We start from the raw sequence: 17,858 nt of genomic DNA on the forward strand, positions 1-17,858 counted from the left end.
GCCGGTTCCCTCATCCGCGAAAAAGTTTTTTAGATTCTCTCTAAACTGTTTCGCACCAGTTCACAAGCATGTTTTTGTTCCTGGCTAAAAGCGAATCTGCTGTGGCATCCAACCGTCAGTTGTTGATTACCGTCGACCCAGCTGGTCCAGCTGATCCGTGATTGATCCCCGGGGTTTTCCACATAGCGCACCTGCTGGCGTGGTTCATCTTCCCGTCGCCCTTCCTGCAAATCTGGACTCGCAGCAACGGTGTCCAAAATATCTCCGAATACAGCATCAATATCGACCTCTGCTGCGGGATCGTCATGCAATTGATCGCTCGTGACATAAATGCGCAGATTCGGATCTTCTCCGCTGGCGGCGAACACGCCTGGCTGCGAGCTATCGCCGATGGTAAAACCGCGTGGGGTAACTAGCCGTAAACCGGAATGCTCATGGACCATTGTCGGCAGTTGTTCCGGAACAGGATTTTCCGTACTCAGCTCTGCCTTTTCGGCTGCATCAGGGGTCTCGCCCACATCAGCAGTCTGCGCCAATACTGCATCGGTATTATGCCCAGTACCGTGTTCTCCGCTGTAACGATCAACCAACCACCACCCGGATAAACCAGCGATCACTACGCCCGCAACCAGCATGCACTGCACCCGACTCGGCCGCCAGCCGCGTTTGGCATGCCGACGGCGGCGAGGTTTCCGTGCAACCAGGTGCACGAAACTGCCACCAGAGGAACGGTTGTGCATCGCACGCTGGTTAATTCCCTCACGGGCATCCGCGAAGGCATCTACACCGACTGGCTCTGCTGCAGCATCGCCTAGACCATCAGTACCTAGGCCACCGGGATCGTCTACATCGTCAGTACCATCAATACCGTCAACACCGTCAATATCACCAATATCGTCAGCTCCACCTACATGGTCTGGTTCGTCTGCATCGACTATTTCGCGTGCTTCATCGCTATCGTCTTGCCCGTCAGCTCCACCTGCATGGTCTGTTGCGCAGGGCTCGTCGACAAGCACATTCACGCCTTGTTTGCTCAGCACACGGGTGAAATCCTCGCGGACAGCCCGGTCGTCGGCAAGCACGGCGACGACGACTTCCGGCCAATCCTGTGGCGCCATCGCTTGGGTTTGTTCCAGCACGGCAGAAACGGTCCAGCCCTCAGTGATTCCGCGAGCCGGCAGGTCATAGCGCACGATGGTCTCCTCGGTATCCGCGATCCCGAACACCGTCGTATCCTCATAAAAATTGACCGTGACCTGAGCTTCGGCAATCTCTTCAGCGCGGTCTGGCGCTTTATCAACATGGCTGTTGGTCCGGGTCATGGCTGGGCCTCCTCAGATTCATCTGTCGAATATGCGATCTGGCATGCTCCGACCGTCGAACCGTCGTCATGCCATATACCGCGCCCTGGATGCGGACCACCAGAAGGCTGCGCCGGGGGTTTAATGCCGAAAAATGGGCCATCGTCTTTCTCCGATCCCAGCACCACCATGCATGGCTGGGAATCACGAATTGCACTGAGCACTGGGCCGAACGCCGCACGGTTGAACCCACCAGACTTGCGGGCAATCACCAGGTGCATACCGATGTCCCGCGCGTGCGGAATTAACTCGACCAAAGGGTGCAACACGTTATCGGCAACCAAGTCATAATCATCAATGACAAGGAATATCTCCGGGCCTTCCCACCAATCGCGCCGCGCAAGTTGTTCCGGGGTGATCTCTGCCGACGGTAAACGCTGGCGCAAGGTGGTCACCGTGTCGGCCAAAGTCGTTTCGGTCTGTGGTGCCGAATGTGCATACGCCGCCAACATTTCTTGGTCAATGCGTCCCAAATGCGCGCGACGGTGATCAACGACTACCATGCGGGCCCGCTGACTCCCGAGCTTGGTGATCCCGGCGATAATCGAGCGCAACGTCGTGGTCTTACCCATTCCTCGCGCGGCGACGCACACGAAGTGGTCGCTTGTCGACGGATCCCAGGCAAGTGGTGCCAACTGCGGCCCGCCCAAAGCCAACGGGAAGCCAGCTGCCGCAGGCAAGCCGGACACACTGCTCCCGTGTTCACTGTGCACCGTAGTCTCTGCAAATTCGCCGTCGATAAGCTCAGCTTGACTGACCGCAGCAGGCAGCACTCGCAAACTGTCGACTGGTCGATCTCCACGTTCTGCACTCACAGCTGCGATGTGCGCTAAATCCTGATTCGAACTTTGCGCGATCAGCAAATATTTCTTGTCTGTTCCAACCCCGCGGCCTGGCAGTGCAGGAAGTTTTTCTTGCAGCTTTCGATCACACAGTGAATCCATGGATTCAGCGAGTTTCAGCTCCAACCTGGTGCCGATGAGGTCGCGAATCGCTGGCCGCAATGTGTTCCACCGTGGCGTCGCAACAATCACGTGGATCCCGGCGCTCGGGCCATCGGCTGCAATCTGGGTAATCGGTTCGGCGAGATCTTCAAATTCTGCGGTCGAAGTTCCGATGTTATGCCACCCATCGACGATCAAGAATGTGTGCTGATCAGTAGAAGCGGCGCCATCATGACCAGCACCATTGTGCTTAGTGATCAGTCCGCGCACTTCATCCACGATGCGCCGCACCCGCTCTGGTTGCGAGCGCCCTGCCACCCCGGCGACATGCGGTAACCGTGACAGCGTTTCCAACTGGCCGCCACCCAGGTCGATGACGTAGAAGCGGGTTTCTGCGGTGGAATGCGTGGCAGCTAACGAAGCCACCATCGTACGCAACGCGGTTGACTTGCCCATTTGCGGGCCTCCACAAATAGCAAGGTGGCCGCCGTGGGCAGAAAAATCGATCTCGAGCACATCTTGGCGCTGGTGATAAGGCTTATCGACGATACCAATGCCGGTACGCAGCGCACCTGAACGTTCTGCCACAGCCGCCAATTCGATGGACTTCGGTAGCGGCGGCAACCAAATCTGGTGGGCAGACTGTTCACGCGTCTGAGCTGTTGCAATGCTGGCTGTGACGACGGCATCCATCGTGGTCCCACGATCGCTGTCGTGCCCCACTTCAGCCAGCTCAGTGCCTGCAGCTAGTTCGGGGGTGCCGGTTTCACCGCCAAGCTCAGCAATATCGTCCCAGCTGGTGAATTCACGCACCAGAAACTCTTCGGCGCCACCGCCACTGCCGCCGCCACTGCCTTCGCCCCCGGCACCAACACTTCCACCACGACCGGCGCGTGCGGTTTCGACAGGCCCAGAGACATACGCCGCTTGAAATTGCTGCAGCTGTTCGGCATCGGTTTTTACATAACCTGCGCCCGGCTGATTCGGCAGATGATACGCATCAGATGTTCCCAGCACCTGCCGGGATTCCATCGCCGAAAACGTTTTTAACCCGATCCGATAAGACAGGTGCGAATCCAAACCACGCAGACGACCTTCTTCCAATCGCTGCGAGGCAAGAAGTAAATGCACATGCAACGAGCGTCCGAGCCTGCCGATCGCAACGAACAGATCAGCAAAATCGGGAAACTGGCCCAACAATTCCGAAAATTCGTCGACGATGATTACTAAGGCAGGCAGCGGCTGCAAATCACTGCGCCCGTCCCGGCGCGCCTTGTTGTATTCACTGACGTTGGCGAAATTTCCGGCCTTGCGCAACACTTCTTGGCGACGATTCATCTCGCCGGAAAGCGCATCAAACATGCGGTCTACCAGCACGGCTTCGTCTTCTAAGTTGGTGATCACCGCCGAGGTATGCGGCAGCGTATCCAATCCTAGAAATGTTGCGCCACCTTTGAAATCGACCAATACGAAGTTCAATTCTTCTGGGCTGTGAGTGGCTGCCAATGCAGTGACTAGTGTTCTGAGCAGCTCTGATTTGCCGGACCCGGTTGCGCCGATGCACAGACCGTGTGGCCCCATGCCACCGTGAGCGGACTCTTTTAAATCCAGCTGCACTGGAGTTTTCTCCGGCCCTAATCCGATGGGCACGGTCAGACGGCGGTCATCGCGTTGCCGCTCAGGCCACATCGTGGAGTTATCCAATTCTCGCAGGTCATCAACCCCCAACAGGGCGCCGAGTTCGTTGCGTCTCGTCTCGCCACCACCAGTCGTGGCATAAGGGCGAGAATATCGCGCGAGTGCTTTCGCTAAGGCGCGCAGCTCACCTGCGGCAAGCGTATCGGTGCGCCCTAGCGTTTCCATGCCCGCTTCGGTGTGCACGGCTAGCTCATCATCAGCAAACAGCACCAGGCCTTCCATGTCTGCGCGGATTCCCAGTGCAGTGGTGCTGCGCGAGCCAATGTCAATGATGGTTGTCGCCTCGTCGTCAACCAAGAAAGGCTCGGTTCCCGTGGTCGGTACTTCGTCGACAAGCACGATGCGGTAGCGCGCGTCTTCCGGGGCACGAGTATGCGGCAACCACTTCAACCAATCCCACTCCTGGCTCCGTGCGCTCGCACCGCGAGTGTGTTCGTGGTGCGAAACGTCAGCTTCCTCGTCAGCGATCACGGTGATGCCTACGGTCTCCGGCCCGTGATGCACCACGAGCTGCGCTAATAACGCCCGCGCCAGCTTGCGAGCATGCACCCCGGAAATGCCGATGCAGCTAAATGCCTGCAGCTGGACGACGATCGGCAGCTCCGCTACCTGCGAGATCTGGTCGACGGTACGACGCACGCTCACGGCACACACCGGGTCCAGGTCTTCCGGAGCACCGGATTCACTGACTTCCACCGGGGTACACAGATCCGCCTCGCCTAGCCCCAAGCGAACTTGTAACGCGTCCTCGTCGTCAGCTGCTCGCTCCCACAGGCGTCTGGACTGCAACCGCGCAAACAAATCGGCCGGGTGTGGGTGGCGGGCCAGTTGGTGTCTGCGTTGCTCGTCGGCATGAGTTTCTGCTTTGTCACGGATGACGTCGAGGTGCCGCAGGTAGGTGCGTCGGGTATCGTCCGCATCTGCTTGCTGGCCCTGCGGCATGAACATCATCGCCATCGACATCACCATCATCAAAGGAAAAATCAACAGCATCGGCGACATGCCCACCCCGTTGATAGAACCGCCACCGAAAAACATCACTCCGACCAGCAGCACCAACACGGCGATCATCACCACTGGTAGTAAAATTCGCAGCATGGGCACCGCTTGTGGTTTTTGTGCTGCGGGCACGGCGTCGATCTGCAAACTTCCCTGTGGAAGCGGTGGCAGTGGATCGCGTTGACTCGCCGTGATGGGTTCAATCGTGAATTCTTGGGGCCCGGCCGGCCCGGCTGCTGCAGAACCCGCCGCACGTGAGATGTCGTTGATCGCAGGTGCGTTACTTGCTGTATGTGTGGTGCTCATATTCCCTCCCCGAGCATCAATTCCCCCTTAGCGTGTCCCTCCCCAGTTCATGATCCCTCCCCGATCATTAGACACACGCCACATTGTAGGTCACAATAACATTACGGGGGTAAGGAATTCAGTGTGCACGTCCCCTAGCAAATGCGTGCGCACATCGGGAGGGGAATTTTCGGGAGGGGAATTTTCATGTCTCTCACGCAGTGCTTGCGTGTTTCTTTATGTTTTGTGGTGGGGGAGTTTTCCCGCGAGGTCGATGTGGCGGTCCCGCGGCAAGCCTCACTGTTGGAATTGTTGCCGCGCTGTGCGCAGTTGTGCCAAGCACCGCGGATCAGCAAACCCTGGCAAGCTTCCACCGTGGTGGGACAACCATTAGATATGGGCTCGCCAGTCAGTGAAATTGGGCTTGCCGACGGCGATACCGTCGTAGTACATCCACGAGAAGAGCTCCGCGCTCCGATTGTGCGTGATTCCGCAGAATCATTAGCCGCTACCGCCCATGGTGCGCATTCGCAGCGTCAACTCACCACCGTGGTACTGGCCGCACAGCTGGGAATCGCTTTTGTGGTCGCAGGGCTGTCCTGGTGGTGGCTCGCCTTCGCGCTAGCGGCAGTACTCGGTGCGGTGCTCGTCCCGTGGCAACGCAATCTCCATGCCGTGGCGATAGCCTCGGTGCTTTTTGCTGGGCTCACGGCGGGCAGCGCGGTGGCGTGGGGGCTACAACCTGCAGGTTCACCGACGAAGTTATGGGCGGAGCTTACTGCGGCTAACACTGCCTGGGCGCTGCTGGCAGGTGTAGCTGTCGCAGTCTTGGTGCTGGTGCTCATGGCCTTCTATCGGGCACTGACCACGCATTCGACCACTGGACTGCTTACCGCGGCGGTGTTGCTGGTGCTGGCAAGCTCTGGCCTGGCACTGCCGTCGGCAAGCATGCGCAGCAGTTTTGCCGGAGCCATCATTGCCCTGGCGATACTCGGCTTGGCGCTCGCGCCCATGTTGGCGACGAAATTTTCCGGGATCCCAATCCCACGTTTACCGACCGCTGGACAAGAACTTTCAGTGAGTGATCAGCACGGAGCGCGTAGTCGATCTGCCGAAGAAAAGTCATTGGCGCTCGCACGTCGCACCCACGACGTGCATGCCGGCATCGTCAGCGGAATTGCGTGCTTAGTGGTACCAGCGCTGCTCAGTGTGGCAAGCACTGGCGATATCTTTGCGCAAATGGTGTGTTTAGCCGTCGCCGGTGCGGTCTGTCTACACGCTGCTCGTCATCACCACAACGTGGCGGTGTGGGCATTATTGCTGGTCGTTGCTGCCGCCGTAGTAGCTGTGGGAATCAGCGTGTGGGCAGGGTTGCAGCAGCCGTTCGCGATCGGCGTGGCTACCGTCGTGGGATTGGCCGCTGCTGCCAGCCCGTTGTGGGTGCCGCGGATCAGGGATATTGAGCCCACGACGATGGTGTGGTTGGAGCGCGCCGAATCACTCGCGGTCGCGGCATGTTTGCCGCTCGCGTTGCAGGTAATGGGAGTGTTCGCAATGATTCGGGGGTTGGGTTGATGATGACAACAGCGCACAACTTGGCTGTGCACCCGCTGCTGCGTCGACAGCGCGGACACCAAGTCTCCGATTCCGATAACACCACCACCAACGTGTTTTCCGGCCTGCCCGGTGGTCCAGGACTCGTCGTCGGGATTGCGCTAGCGCTAGCCCACCCGCCTTTCGCGCAAGCGCAAGCGCAAACCGCCGGTGAACATACCGTTCGCCAAACCGTAGAGTGCGTCGAGCCAATACTGGCCCCAGCGCCTACTGAGCTGCCACCTGCCGCAGAGTTTTCTCAGCCCTGGCACGAGGCTTATGCCGACAACACGTCATCCCAGCCGGAGCCTTCGCAGCAAGCAGAAGCAGCAGGACTCCCCGCACCCATCGAGACGGATTACCGCAGCGCACACCGTTTCGCCACTGGCGCTGGGGTGCGCGTTGCCGTGATTGATACCGGCGTTTTCGCCCACGAACAGCTCACTGTAGAACCCATCGCTGACCTGGTCTCCCCCGCAGAAAACGATCCCCTGCACGATTGCGACGGGCACGGCACCATCGTCGCTGGCATTATTAGTGCAAACCATGCTGGAGTGGCGCCGGATGCAGAAATCTTGTCGATTCGGCAGTCCTCCGCGCACTACAGCTCGAACGAACCCGGCGGCGCGCTTGACGACGAATCCGGCCCGGACAATCCTGCTGCGCCAGAGACCTCACTAACCGGCACGCTGGGGAGTTTTGCGCATGCCATACATACCGCGCTCGACCACGATGCGCAGGTCATCAATGCCTCGGTCGTATCATGCATCCCACCCGAGCAAGCAGAGATTTTAAACACAGAAGTGCTTGACGACGCCCTGGCCCGCGCCGAAGCAGCCAACGTTCCCATTATCGCTGCCGCAGGAAACGCTGGAGACGGGTGCGAACCGGACTCGGTGGTTTTCCCGGGAAATAGCGACACAGTGATCACCGTCGGCGCTATTGCCACCCCGCATCAGCACGCAGAATATTCCATGCCGCAACCCGAAGGAAACGCGTTTGCCGCGCCGGGTCGTGTGCACGTCGGCTTATCACCCAGTTCGCAGGCATGGGTGGCAGGAACTATACGAAATGGTCAACCAGCAGCCTTACAGGGCACGAGTTTTGCGGCACCGGTGGTAAGCGGAACCGTTGCTCTCATGCGCGAGCGCTATCCGCATGCCAGCGCAGCTGCGATCCGCGATTTTTTGCACACCGCTGCTTATCCACAACACGGTGTGATCGACCCGGCGCGGGTGATTAGCCATCCGGCACCGGTTTTAGAGCCGGACCCCACGCGAGATACACCAGGCACAACTGATGACCAGGAAGCGAAGCCCCGGCTAGTGGCAGGAGAAGTGGCGCAGGCTGAGGACACCGTGAGCGTGCGCAGCAGAGTGGTATTCGCGGTAGCGATTTTCATTACTGCGGTGGTCTTCAGCAGCTGTGGACTGCGAAAATCCCGGAAATAATGTCTATGCTTATGCCTATTCCTAGTGCCGGACCTGCCGGGCAGATTCTTCGTCTAAGCCCGGCCCTTTCGGCAGTAGACGCAAAATATCCCACGAGATTTCTTCTACAGCGATCTCATCGTCAGCCACCGCAGCACCGAGGGCCTGCAGATTTTCTGCACTGGCAACATCATGTACCGTGCCCGCCGGAGTCAGCAGGTGGTAACCGTGTTCGCTGGCAATGCCGTGGCTGAAAGTCCTGGTGGTCACGAAATAATCTGCGGGTGCATCACCAGGCAGTTCCACGGTGCTGGCACTCAGCAGCTCGTCATCTACAGACTCGCCATCACTGCCAGTACGACCGTGACTACCGCTTTGTGCATCGCTGCCAGAATCGCTGGTGGCAAGCACTAGTAGTTCACCGGCGGCAGCTGTTTCGGAAATGTCTGTTTCGGGAGTGCCTGTTTTGGCGGCACCGTCGTCGGTATCACCGGCGCCGTCGGCACAGATCTGCCCGTCGGCCGCGGCCAGAAATTCTGGAGCCTGTTCCGGAAGATGCCATGGCAGCTCGGCAGCACCCGCACCTGTATTTGCATCGGCATAATCATTCAACACCGCTGGCTTGGCCTGGCTGGTCGTGGCCCCAACTTCCTGCAAAATCTGTGCTTGGGTCTGTGTAATCGGCACGACTGTTTCCCGTGCATCGCCTGGCGCCGCCACGACCGCCCACCACTGGTTTTCCCCAGCAGCATCGATCTCCAACAATTCTGGTCGATCTGGGGAAGCCGGAATCCGCCAAGCCGGTAGCTGTGACCAACTCGCGACTAGCTCTCCGGGCGCCGCCCACACCGGGGTCTGTTGAGTAATGCCCAGCCCGCGTCGTAAAGCACGAGAGAAGCTGCTGTCATCGTTGGGGATTTCCACGCGGCCAGAGGCAGTAACCAACCACTGCTTCCCGGCGGCTTCGACGAGGGCAGCCGCATCGTCGTCGGCAGGATCCAACAACAAAGTCTCCTGGGGATTATCCGCAACGACGCTCACAGCAGCAGTGTCATAGTCGACACAACCAGCCCAGGCAGGGGCTGGGTCGACGGAATCTGCTGCACCCGCTGGTAGTAAGTCTCCGGTTAGATCATCCGCAGTGGGCAGGTTATCCGGTGCGCCTTCGATCCCGATTGGAATGCCGTGCGGATGTTCGGCAAGATGAGCGGCACCGACAGCAACTGGATCTTCCGGGCTTCCGGCCAACAACCGCGCGGAAGCTAAATTCGCCGTCGGGTGATACCGTCCATCCAGCAAGGTATATAACTGGCCGTGATCACCACGCACGATCCTCGCCTCTCCAGGGTCCGGCTCTGGCGACAACCAGGCAAGCACGCCCGCGCCAGCACCGATGAGCGCAGTGGCGACCGTGCCGAAGATCAGCGCGCGACGACGGCTGGCTAACGGATCGTGGATCATCCGAATATCGCCGGTAACCACCCCGTGTTCGACACGGCGCCGAAGGAATTTATGACCACTCACCTGCGCCTTTGTCGTCGGCAGCATGGTTTGTGGTGCGCGCCCACGCCTATTGCTCGTGTTCGTACTGTTGCTATCCCCCATAGCCACAGACAATCTCCTCCCCCGAAATTTTCTCCCCCAGAAACGCTGAGAGCTTATGTCGCTGCGAGCATATGCCCCAGCAGCTTGGTGTGCTAGCAGCTAAGTCGATGAGCAACTTACTATCGCAGCTTAATACCTTAATAGCCTAGTAACCTATACCACAATATACGCCGCCGTAAAGAACACAGACAGGCCGATTAGAGGCTTCGACGCTGCCGGGTTTCGCTGGCGCGCGCCGCCAATTCCGCATCAGCGGGGTAGTCCACGCGCACCAGGCTCAAACCATTCGCGGGTGCCACTTGTATTTTCGAGCTTCGCGAGGCTTCCCCAAGCAACGCAGCAGCGAAATCGACCTCGCGTTTACCGGCGCCTACCTGCAAACACGTGCCGACGAGACTGCGCACCATTGACCAACAAAACGCATCAGCAACCACGTGTGCGAGATACGTCGACGGCTCGCTAGCGCTTGATACGTCCACCCACCGAAACACTTGCAGATCGCGCACCGTCGTGGCGTTCGGTTTTGCTTTACAAAACGCAGCAAAATCGTGGAATCCCACCAACGCGTCGGCAGCATCTTGCATCGCGGTGAAATCAACCGGAGCAGCCCAAGCTGCGGTATCGCGCGCACGGGTCGGCAAAACCCCGCCCGGGTGCGCACTCACCCGGTATTCGTAATGACGCCGCAATGCCGAAAACCGGGCATCAAAACCAGCAGGGGCAAACGCTACGGCGTTGATGCGAATGTCGTCGGGAAGCAAGCGCGAAAGACGACGCACCAATTTGTGTGGTTCACCGTCGATGGAACGTTGCTGCAACGATTCTGCAGGCACATCAACGTGGCACACCTGGCCCGCCGCGTGCACCCCAGCGTCGGTGCGTCCGGCGACCGTCAGCTGCAACGGCGCGCGCAACACCAGCGATAGATTATCTTCAACAACCCCTTGCACGGTGCGCAGTTCGCGTCCGTCGTGCTGCGGTTTCTGTCGTGCCCAGCCGTGAAAATCCGTGCCATCATAGGCAAGATCGATGCGCAGCCGGACCTGCTGGGATGCGGTGGTGTGCGAATTAGCGTCCATCGGTGGTGCCACCGTCGGCTGGTCCGTCGGCAAGCGCGCCGGTATCCACGCTGATTTTCACATCGGCTGCCGCTTTCATCGCCAACGCTACGGGTTCTCCCACAGGCTCGTTTGTCGACGGCGACAGCACCTGCACGTAGACCAATCCAGCCACCGACGGGCTGGCGACGCGGACGCGAGAGCCCGGCGCGATGTCGTTGGCAGCCAAGTACCGCAGCAGCTCTGGGTCTTCGTCGTTGACCTGTTCAATCACCACGGGAATGCCGGCGGCAACATCCGTCGAGCCAGGCTCTAGTGGCCCTGAGCCGTCAGCGGATTTGGGGGCGTTCGCAGTGTTGGGAGTATTGGCAGTGTTGGCAGTGTTGGCGTCGGCGTTGGCATTGGCGGCGCGCTTGGCAGCAGGGGTAACCCCCGGAACGCATTCCGCCAAGCTCATCACGCCAAGGTCTTCGACGCTGCCGTCGATCGATGGGATTGGGTCTCCGTGCGGGTCACGCGTCGGAAAATCCAACAGTGCATCAATTCGGTTGATGAAGCGGTCGGTCACCGCATGTTCGAGCAAATCGGCATCGGTGTGGATCTCGTCCCAGGTATAGCCCAGGGTTTCGACGAGAAAAGTCTCAATCAAACGGTGCCGTCGAATCATCATGACCGCGAGCTGAGCTCCGAGTTCGGTGAGCTTGACCCCGGAATACGGTTCGTGTTCGACCAGACCACGCGCCTGCAAACGCTTAATGGCTTCGGAGGTTGTCGAATTTTTCTGTTTGGCGCGGCGCGATAAATCCGACAGACTGACCGATGCTTGGCCACCGGATTCTCCCGAACGCTCGGAAATTCCCCACAGCAATTTCAGATATTCCTGTGTGCGTTGCGGAAGCTCACCAATATGCATGCGATTCATTTTAGCGGCCTGTCACAGGCCTTAGCACGGTTGGGGTCATGGGTGTAATAAATGCAGTTGAAGAATCAAAAATCAAGGTCTAGGATTCTAATTATCCAACTTGCTGAACTTTTTTGCGCACACTTTCATAAAACATGATTCATCCACGAAAGGCAACCCTGATGTCAGACTCGATCACCCAGGCAGAATCCACTCGTTCACCACGCGCCGCACGCCCAGCACGCCGCACCATCCTGCGCACCGCAGCGACCGCTGCTACTGCCCTTGCCTGCTTGGGTGGTCTCGCCGCCTGCGCTGACGAATCCGGCGATACCGCAGGCAGCGCGAATGGCACTGGCGGAGACGACGACAAGCTCACGGTGTTCGCTACCACCGGCTACTTGGCTGATGCCGCAAAACAGATCGCACCCGATGCAGAAATCATCACCCTGGTCGGCCCTGGCGGTGACCCACACACTTACCAGCCAACCACCCAAGACATCGACACCATGCGCAATTCTGACGTCGTGCTGTGGAACGGACTCCACCTAGAAGCGCAGATGGACCAGCAACTAGAATCTCTCGGCGATAAGCAGGTTGCCGTGGGCGATCAGCTTGACGAATCGAAGCTGCTGCCGTGGCCAGAAGCTGAGGAAGAAGGCGAGCCGGAATTCGACCCACACATCTGGAACTCCCCTGAACTGTGGCAAGAAGTCGTCGACATCGTCGCTGACCACATCTCCGAGATCGACCCTGGTGGCGCTGACGCCTACCAAGAAGCTGCCGACAAATACAACGAGGAAATCGCCGCGCTGCACAAGGAAGCCGAAGAAGCACTCAGCGAACTGTCCTCCCGCTTCCTGGTCACTGGTCACGATGCTTTCAACTACTTGGGCGATACCTATGACCTCGACGTAGAAGCAACCGACTTCGTGTCCACTGAGGCTGAAAAATCGGCTACCGAGCTTGACGAGCTCGCGGAAAAAATCGCTGACAACAAGGTTCCGACCATCTTCTACGATAACCAGGTCAACCCACAGGCGATCAACGCTCTGAGTGAAGCAGTGTCTGCCCGCGGCTGGAAAGTCACCATTTCTGATGAAGAATTGTTCGCCGACAGCCTAGGCGCCGAAGCCCCAGTCGATACCTACTTGGGAGCATTCCGCCATAACTTTGAAGCGATCGCTGCCGCACTGAAGTAATTCAGCGCTGCATCAGCAATTCCAGGCTCCCGCTGCGACACCAATCCCGGTGATCGCAGCACACTTTTCCCATACCCCCGAGGAGACCATGATGCTTGCCCCTTCCCCCACCGCTACCGCGGCACTTTCGGTGCGCAACCTGACCGTAAACTACGGCACGGGCACCATCCTGGATCAGCTCGACGTGGACATCCCCCGTGGCAGCTTTGCCGGCGTCGTCGGCGCCAACGGAAGCGGTAAATCCACGCTGTTACAAGCCTGTTTAGGGCTTTTGCCGAAAGCCACCCGCGGCGGTGCCACCGTAGAGTTTTTCGGGAAGCCTTTAGACGGCATTCGCCATAAGCTGGGCTATATGCCGCAAAGCCAACAAGTGGACTGGGATTTCCCTGCCACCGTGCTCGATGTCGCGGTCATGGGGCGTACTGCCAGCGCCCGCAGCTGGTGGCCGTGGCCGAACGCCGCAGATAAAAAGGCTGCACGCGAAGCCGTCGAGTCCGTCGGGCTGACGAAATATTCCCACGCGGCTATCGGCGCGCTTTCGGGTGGACAGCGCCAGCGTGCTCTATTGGCTCGAACCTTGGTCAATGACCCGGAACTGTTGGTCCTCGACGAGCCTTTTCAGGGCATCGACGCCTTCAGTCAAGAAACCATCGTCGACATTCTGCGCGAATTACACCGCAATGGAACAACGATCATCATGGTCCACCACAATCTCGCCGAAGTCGCGCAATACTGCGACCACGTAACGCTGCTCAACAACGGCAAGGTTTCGGCCAACGGGCCTACCGACAAGACTTTGACCGATGATGCCATCAGTGCCGCTTATAACCTGCCTGGCACCTTCAGCGGTCTGACGCAACCGAATCGTAGGTGACCGCCATGATCATGCCCTGGGAATTATTCACCACTCACACTTATCTCATGGCGGTCCTCGGCACGATGATCATCGGTATCGCCGCTGGGGCTCTATCGCCCGTGGTCTATTTCCGCAAGCAAGCGCTGATCTCCGATGTGATCTCACATGCCAGCCTGCCGGGAATCACCATTGCCTTCCTCATCGCCGCGTACCTGCATCTGCCGACGCGCAACCCCTTGGTACTGGCAGCCGGGGCCCTCATTACCTCGCTGTTGGCGGTGGGCGTTTCGCATTGGCTGTTTCACCACACCCCACTATCCGTTGATACGGGGATGGCGATCTCGCTGAGCGTGTCCTTTGCCCTGGGAATGCTTGGGCTATTCATCATTACGCGGCAACCACTGCCCGGCAAAGGTGGAATTCAGGACTATTTGCTGGGCAACGCCTCGTCCATCACCATCGCGGACTTCAAAATTTCGGTGGTTCTCACCCTCATCATTTTGGCCGGGCTTATCTGGTGGTTCCCCGTGTTGAAGTGCTGGCTTTTCGACGCCACCTTCGCTTCCACCTCTGGTGTTCGCGGTCGTTTGCTGCACGTCATCGCGATGACCGCTTTTGCTTTGGTCGTCGTCAATGGCATCAAAGTAGTCGGCGTGATCCTGATGGTTTCGTTTGTGATCGCACCGTGTGTGGCTGCACGGCAATGGTCGAATCAGCTCGGCGTAGTCACCGTCCTGGCGGCCCTGCTTGGTGCCGCTAGCTGCTTCATCGGTGTCTACCTTGCCGTCGTGATCGGATCGATCCCCACCGGCCCGCTGATTGCCGTCGTGCAGGCCGTCATTGCTCTGTTTTCTATCGTTTTCGCACCGAAGCGGGGGTTGGTGTTCGCCCAATGAGTTTTGCAGTTACCGTTAGCATTTTGGCCGTTGTCACCGCCGTAACGTGCGCAATTCCGGGAGTGGTGGTCGTCGCCAACAAAGACGCGATGCTGCTCGACGGCATGGGGCACGCAGTGCTGCCCGGCATTGTCGTTGGTGCTCTTCTCGCGGGCACAATCAACTCGCCGATTTTGATCTTTTTTGCGGGCGCAGCCGCGTTCTTGGTGGCGCTAGGCACCCGGTGGCTGGCTAACACAGGCCTGATCGCAGAGGGCGGCGCACTCGGGCTGGTTTTCCCGAGCATGTTCGCCGTTGGCGTCGTGCTGTTGAGTCTTAATTTCTCTAACGTACATTTCGACGTGCACACGGTGTTGGTGGGTAACGTCAACCTCGCAGCGCTGCAGCAGCCGTCGTATTTATGGACGCTGGTGCCCATCATGGTGCTCAACATGCTGTTCGTCGGCTGGTTGTTGCCGCTACTGGGGGCGTGTGCTTTCGACGAACGTGCAGCCCACGTAGCCGGCGTGCCCGTGAATGCTCTACGAATGGGGATGCTGGCACTGACTTCGCTGACCGTCACCGCCTCGTTTTATGCCGCCGGTGTCATGCTGGTGATCGCGATGATGGTTTTGCCTGCAGCGACCGGCCGTATACTCGCCCTGTCCGTGCGAATCCCAGGTCTGAGCATGCTCAGCCAAATCTTGCTCACGGCTGTTGTGGTTGCTCTGCTTGGCAGCTTAGTGGGATTCTGGAGCGCGTATCGCATCGACGTCCCCGCGGCTGTGGCAATCACCATCGCTTATGCCCTGCTATTGGTGGCGGCGCTCGGCGCAATGTCTCTGCGGCGACGCGGGCGCAGGCGTGCGCCCGCTTTTGCCTAAGTGGGATCGTCGCCAGGTGACTGAATCGTCGCTAGGTGAACGCGCCACAGTGTTTTAATTCCTGAGTTTTAACGCCCGACTGTGTTAATGGCGGGCTATGTTAATGGCGCACTGTGTTAATGCCGGGCTATGTTAATGCCGAACTTTGCAGGTGTTGATTCCCAGCAGGCGGTACAGCGGGCAGAAGCCCACTGCTGCGGTGATGACCAGAACGAGGCCGACGATGATCAACAGTGCGCGGAGGAAACCGCCGGCTGCGAACAGCCCAACGAGCAAAGCAATAAGGCCAACTACAGCACGGATTCCACGGTCTTGGTTAGATTCGTTGCGTTTCATAATTTCACTTTAATGCACAAAAGCTCTATTTCCTCGAGGTGGAGGAAATAGAGCTTAGTGATCTTTACTACACACAATCTTGCGTGCGTGGGCAGATGGTTAATCGTCGGCTAGTGGATGGTCAAAGACCAACCACTAGCCCACCGCTAGAAAGACGCGAGATTACTTCTCGTCAGAATCTGCTTCGGTGGCAGCAGCGGCACCTTCGGAATCCATGTTGGATTCGTCGGATGGATCGGTGACGTCGGAATCAGCCTTCGCAGCAGCAGCCTGAGTGGTGCGTTCTGCCGAAGCGGTGACGGTTTCTTCCAGGACCAGAGAAATCTGGGTCATTGGAGCGTTGTCACCGGTACGATTTTCCAGCTTAACCAGGCGGGTGTAGCCACCGTCGCGCTTTTCGAACTGTGGAGCCAGCTCGTTAAACAGACGGGCAACAGCTTCCTTCTGTGGAACCTGTGCGAGAACCTCGCGGCGGTCGGCCAGGGTGCCGGAGCGAGCCTTGGTGATCAGCTTTTCTGCGTATGGACGCAGCAGCTTCGCCTTGGCATCGGTGGTTTTGATGGAATCGTGCTCGAACAGCGCTGCAGCCAAGTTCGACAGGATGTGCCGCTGGTTGCGAGCCGACCCACCAATTCGGGCGCCTCGTTTTGGAGTAGGCATAGTGTTTCTCCTCGTGTTTATTTAAGTGAGCGCGTGGGCAAAAGCGCTGCAACGCCGTGATCCAAAGCTTGGGCTAAACCATAAGGGCTGCACCAAAGCTAGATTCACGTGGGCGTTAGCGTTTCTGCCGGAACATATGCGCTTTACTCGGAATCTTCTGCAGGATCCTTGAAGTCGCCGGTTTCTGCGTCGTAGCCTTCCAACACAGTTGGGTCGAAATCTTCTGGAGCATCCTTCAGGGTCAGATTCAGGTTCGCCAGCTTAATCTTGACCTCGTTGATCGACTTCTGGCCGAAGTTACGGATATCCAGCAGGTCCGATTCGGTGCACTCTGCGAGCTCACCGACGGTGTGGATTTCCTGACGCTTCAGGCAGTTGTACGAGCGCACGGAGAAATTCAGGTCCTCGATTGGCATGCCGTAAGCAGCGATGTACTCGGATTCCTGTGGGGACGGCCCGATCTCGATGCCTTCTGCCTGGTTGTTGAGCTCGCGGGCGAGGCCGAAAAGCTCAACCAGAGTGCCACCGGCCGAAGCCAGGGCGTCGCGGGCAGAAATCGAGTTCTTTGTCTCCACGTCGATGACCAGCTTGTCGAAGTCAGTACGCTGCTCAACACGGGTCGCTTCCACCTTATAAGAGACCTTCAGCACCGGCGAGTAGATCTGGTCTACCGGGATGCGTCCGATGTCACCGGAGGTAGGAGCGGCAGGAACGTAGCCACGGCCGCGTTCTACGACGAGTTCCATTTCGAAACGAGCGTCGTCGTTCAGCGATGCGATGTGCAGATCCGGGTTGTGGATCTCCACACCAGCTGGTGGCTGGATATCACCGGCGGTGACGTTTCCTGCACCCTGCTGGGATACGTACATGACGACTGGCTCGTCGGAATCGGATGACAGCACAAGGTCTTTGACGTTGAGGATAATTTCCGAAACGTCTTCCTTCACACCGTTGATGGTGGTGAACTCGTGCAAAACACCGTCGATCTTCACAGAAGTGACCGCAGCGCCTGGAATCGAGGACAGCAGCGTACGACGCAGCGAGTTACCCAGGGTGTAACCGAAACCCGGCTCCAGTGGCTCAATGACGAACTTGGAACGGGAAGAATCAATGAATTCTTCGGTCAGCTGGGGACGCTGTGAAATAAGCATGAATTTTCTCCTTTGGCGCC

Annotated in this window: 14 protein-coding genes; 6 read left to right on the plus strand and 8 right to left on the minus strand. The window is 58.4% G+C overall.

Translation table 11 applies throughout. The features are described from left to right. Nucleotides 1-29: 29 nt before the first annotated feature. Nucleotides 30-1,322 (minus strand): type VII secretion-associated protein, encoded by a 1,293-nt coding sequence (locus U1140_RS02695; protein WP_369845940.1) that lies wholly within the window; start codon nucleotides 1,320-1,322, stop codon nucleotides 30-32. After that, nucleotides 1,319-5,308, minus strand: a complete 3,990-nt coding sequence (eccCa, locus tag U1140_RS02700) for a type VII secretion protein EccCa (RefSeq protein WP_369845941.1) — start codon at nucleotides 5,306-5,308, stop codon at nucleotides 1,319-1,321. Before eccCa ends, U1140_RS02695 begins: the two co-directional genes overlap by 4 nt. Nucleotides 5,309-5,494: 186 nt before the next feature. On the opposite strand from eccCa, the gene eccD reads away from it, so the two are divergent. Together eccD and U1140_RS02710 are read left to right on the plus strand one after the other, a co-directional pair. Beyond that, nucleotides 5,495-6,862, plus strand: coding sequence for a type VII secretion integral membrane protein EccD (gene eccD / locus U1140_RS02705; protein WP_369845942.1), 1,368 nt, complete (start codon nucleotides 5,495-5,497; stop codon nucleotides 6,860-6,862). Further along, complete coding sequence (locus U1140_RS02710) at nucleotides 6,862-8,331, plus strand: S8 family serine peptidase (protein ID WP_369845943.1); 1,470 nt, start codon at nucleotides 6,862-6,864, stop codon at nucleotides 8,329-8,331. Before eccD ends, U1140_RS02710 begins: the two co-directional genes overlap by 1 nt. A gap of 21 nt (nucleotides 8,332-8,352) precedes the next feature. Here the strand turns inward: U1140_RS02710 and eccB are convergent, their stop codons facing one another. The 3 genes from eccB to U1140_RS02725 form a co-directional block, all read right to left on the minus strand. Then, nucleotides 8,353-9,915 (minus strand): type VII secretion protein EccB, encoded by a 1,563-nt coding sequence (gene eccB, locus U1140_RS02715; protein ID WP_369845944.1) that lies wholly within the window; start codon nucleotides 9,913-9,915, stop codon nucleotides 8,353-8,355. A 197-nt stretch (nucleotides 9,916-10,112) separates the two neighbouring features. Next, nucleotides 10,113-10,994, minus strand: coding sequence for a tRNA pseudouridine(38-40) synthase TruA (truA, locus tag U1140_RS02720; RefSeq protein WP_369845945.1), 882 nt, complete (start codon nucleotides 10,992-10,994; stop codon nucleotides 10,113-10,115). After that, the gene (locus U1140_RS02725; RefSeq protein ID WP_369845946.1) at nucleotides 10,984-11,886 is read right to left on the minus strand and encodes a metal-dependent transcriptional regulator; all 903 of its coding nucleotides are present in this window, start codon (nucleotides 11,884-11,886) and stop codon (nucleotides 10,984-10,986) included. Before U1140_RS02725 ends, truA begins: the two co-directional genes overlap by 11 nt. A gap of 170 nt (nucleotides 11,887-12,056) precedes the next feature. Here U1140_RS02725 and U1140_RS02730 point away from each other — a divergent pair, with 170 nt between their 5' ends. The 4 genes from U1140_RS02730 to U1140_RS02745 all read left to right on the plus strand — a co-directional run bounded on the left by U1140_RS02730 (nucleotide 12,057) and on the right by U1140_RS02745 (nucleotide 15,691). Further along, nucleotides 12,057-13,076 carry a metal ABC transporter substrate-binding protein gene (locus U1140_RS02730; RefSeq protein ID WP_369845947.1) on the plus strand — a complete coding sequence of 340 codons (1,020 nt, stop codon included), beginning with the start codon at nucleotides 12,057-12,059 and terminating at the stop codon, nucleotides 13,074-13,076. Between the two features lie 88 nt (nucleotides 13,077-13,164). Continuing rightward, the gene (locus U1140_RS02735; protein ID WP_369845948.1) at nucleotides 13,165-13,950 is read left to right on the plus strand and encodes a metal ABC transporter ATP-binding protein; all 786 of its coding nucleotides are present in this window, start codon (nucleotides 13,165-13,167) and stop codon (nucleotides 13,948-13,950) included. Between the two features lie 5 nt (nucleotides 13,951-13,955). Further along, nucleotides 13,956-14,828 (plus strand): metal ABC transporter permease, encoded by an 873-nt coding sequence (locus U1140_RS02740; protein ID WP_369845949.1) that lies wholly within the window; start codon nucleotides 13,956-13,958, stop codon nucleotides 14,826-14,828. Then, nucleotides 14,825-15,691 carry a metal ABC transporter permease gene (locus U1140_RS02745; protein WP_369845950.1) on the plus strand — a complete coding sequence of 289 codons (867 nt, stop codon included), beginning with the start codon at nucleotides 14,825-14,827 and terminating at the stop codon, nucleotides 15,689-15,691. Before U1140_RS02740 ends, U1140_RS02745 begins: the two co-directional genes overlap by 4 nt. 132 nt (nucleotides 15,692-15,823) lie before the next feature. Here U1140_RS02745 and U1140_RS02750 read toward each other — a convergent pair whose 3' ends face one another. The 3 genes from U1140_RS02750 to U1140_RS02760 all read right to left on the minus strand — a co-directional run bounded on the left by U1140_RS02750 (nucleotide 15,824) and on the right by U1140_RS02760 (nucleotide 17,838). Beyond that, nucleotides 15,824-16,027, minus strand: coding sequence for a YgaP family membrane protein (locus U1140_RS02750; protein WP_369845951.1), 204 nt, complete (start codon nucleotides 16,025-16,027; stop codon nucleotides 15,824-15,826). A gap of 162 nt (nucleotides 16,028-16,189) precedes the next feature. Beyond that, complete coding sequence (rplQ, locus tag U1140_RS02755; RefSeq protein ID WP_369845952.1) at nucleotides 16,190-16,687, minus strand: 50S ribosomal protein L17; 498 nt, start codon at nucleotides 16,685-16,687, stop codon at nucleotides 16,190-16,192. Between the two features lie 143 nt (nucleotides 16,688-16,830). Further along, entirely contained in the window at nucleotides 16,831-17,838 is a 1,008-nt protein-coding gene (locus U1140_RS02760) for a DNA-directed RNA polymerase subunit alpha (RefSeq protein WP_369845953.1), read from the minus strand. Between the last annotated feature and the right edge of the window lie 20 nt (nucleotides 17,839-17,858).

This window comes from Corynebacterium drakensteinense, assembly GCF_041224285.1.
GTDB lineage: Bacteria > Actinomycetota > Actinomycetes > Mycobacteriales > Mycobacteriaceae > Corynebacterium.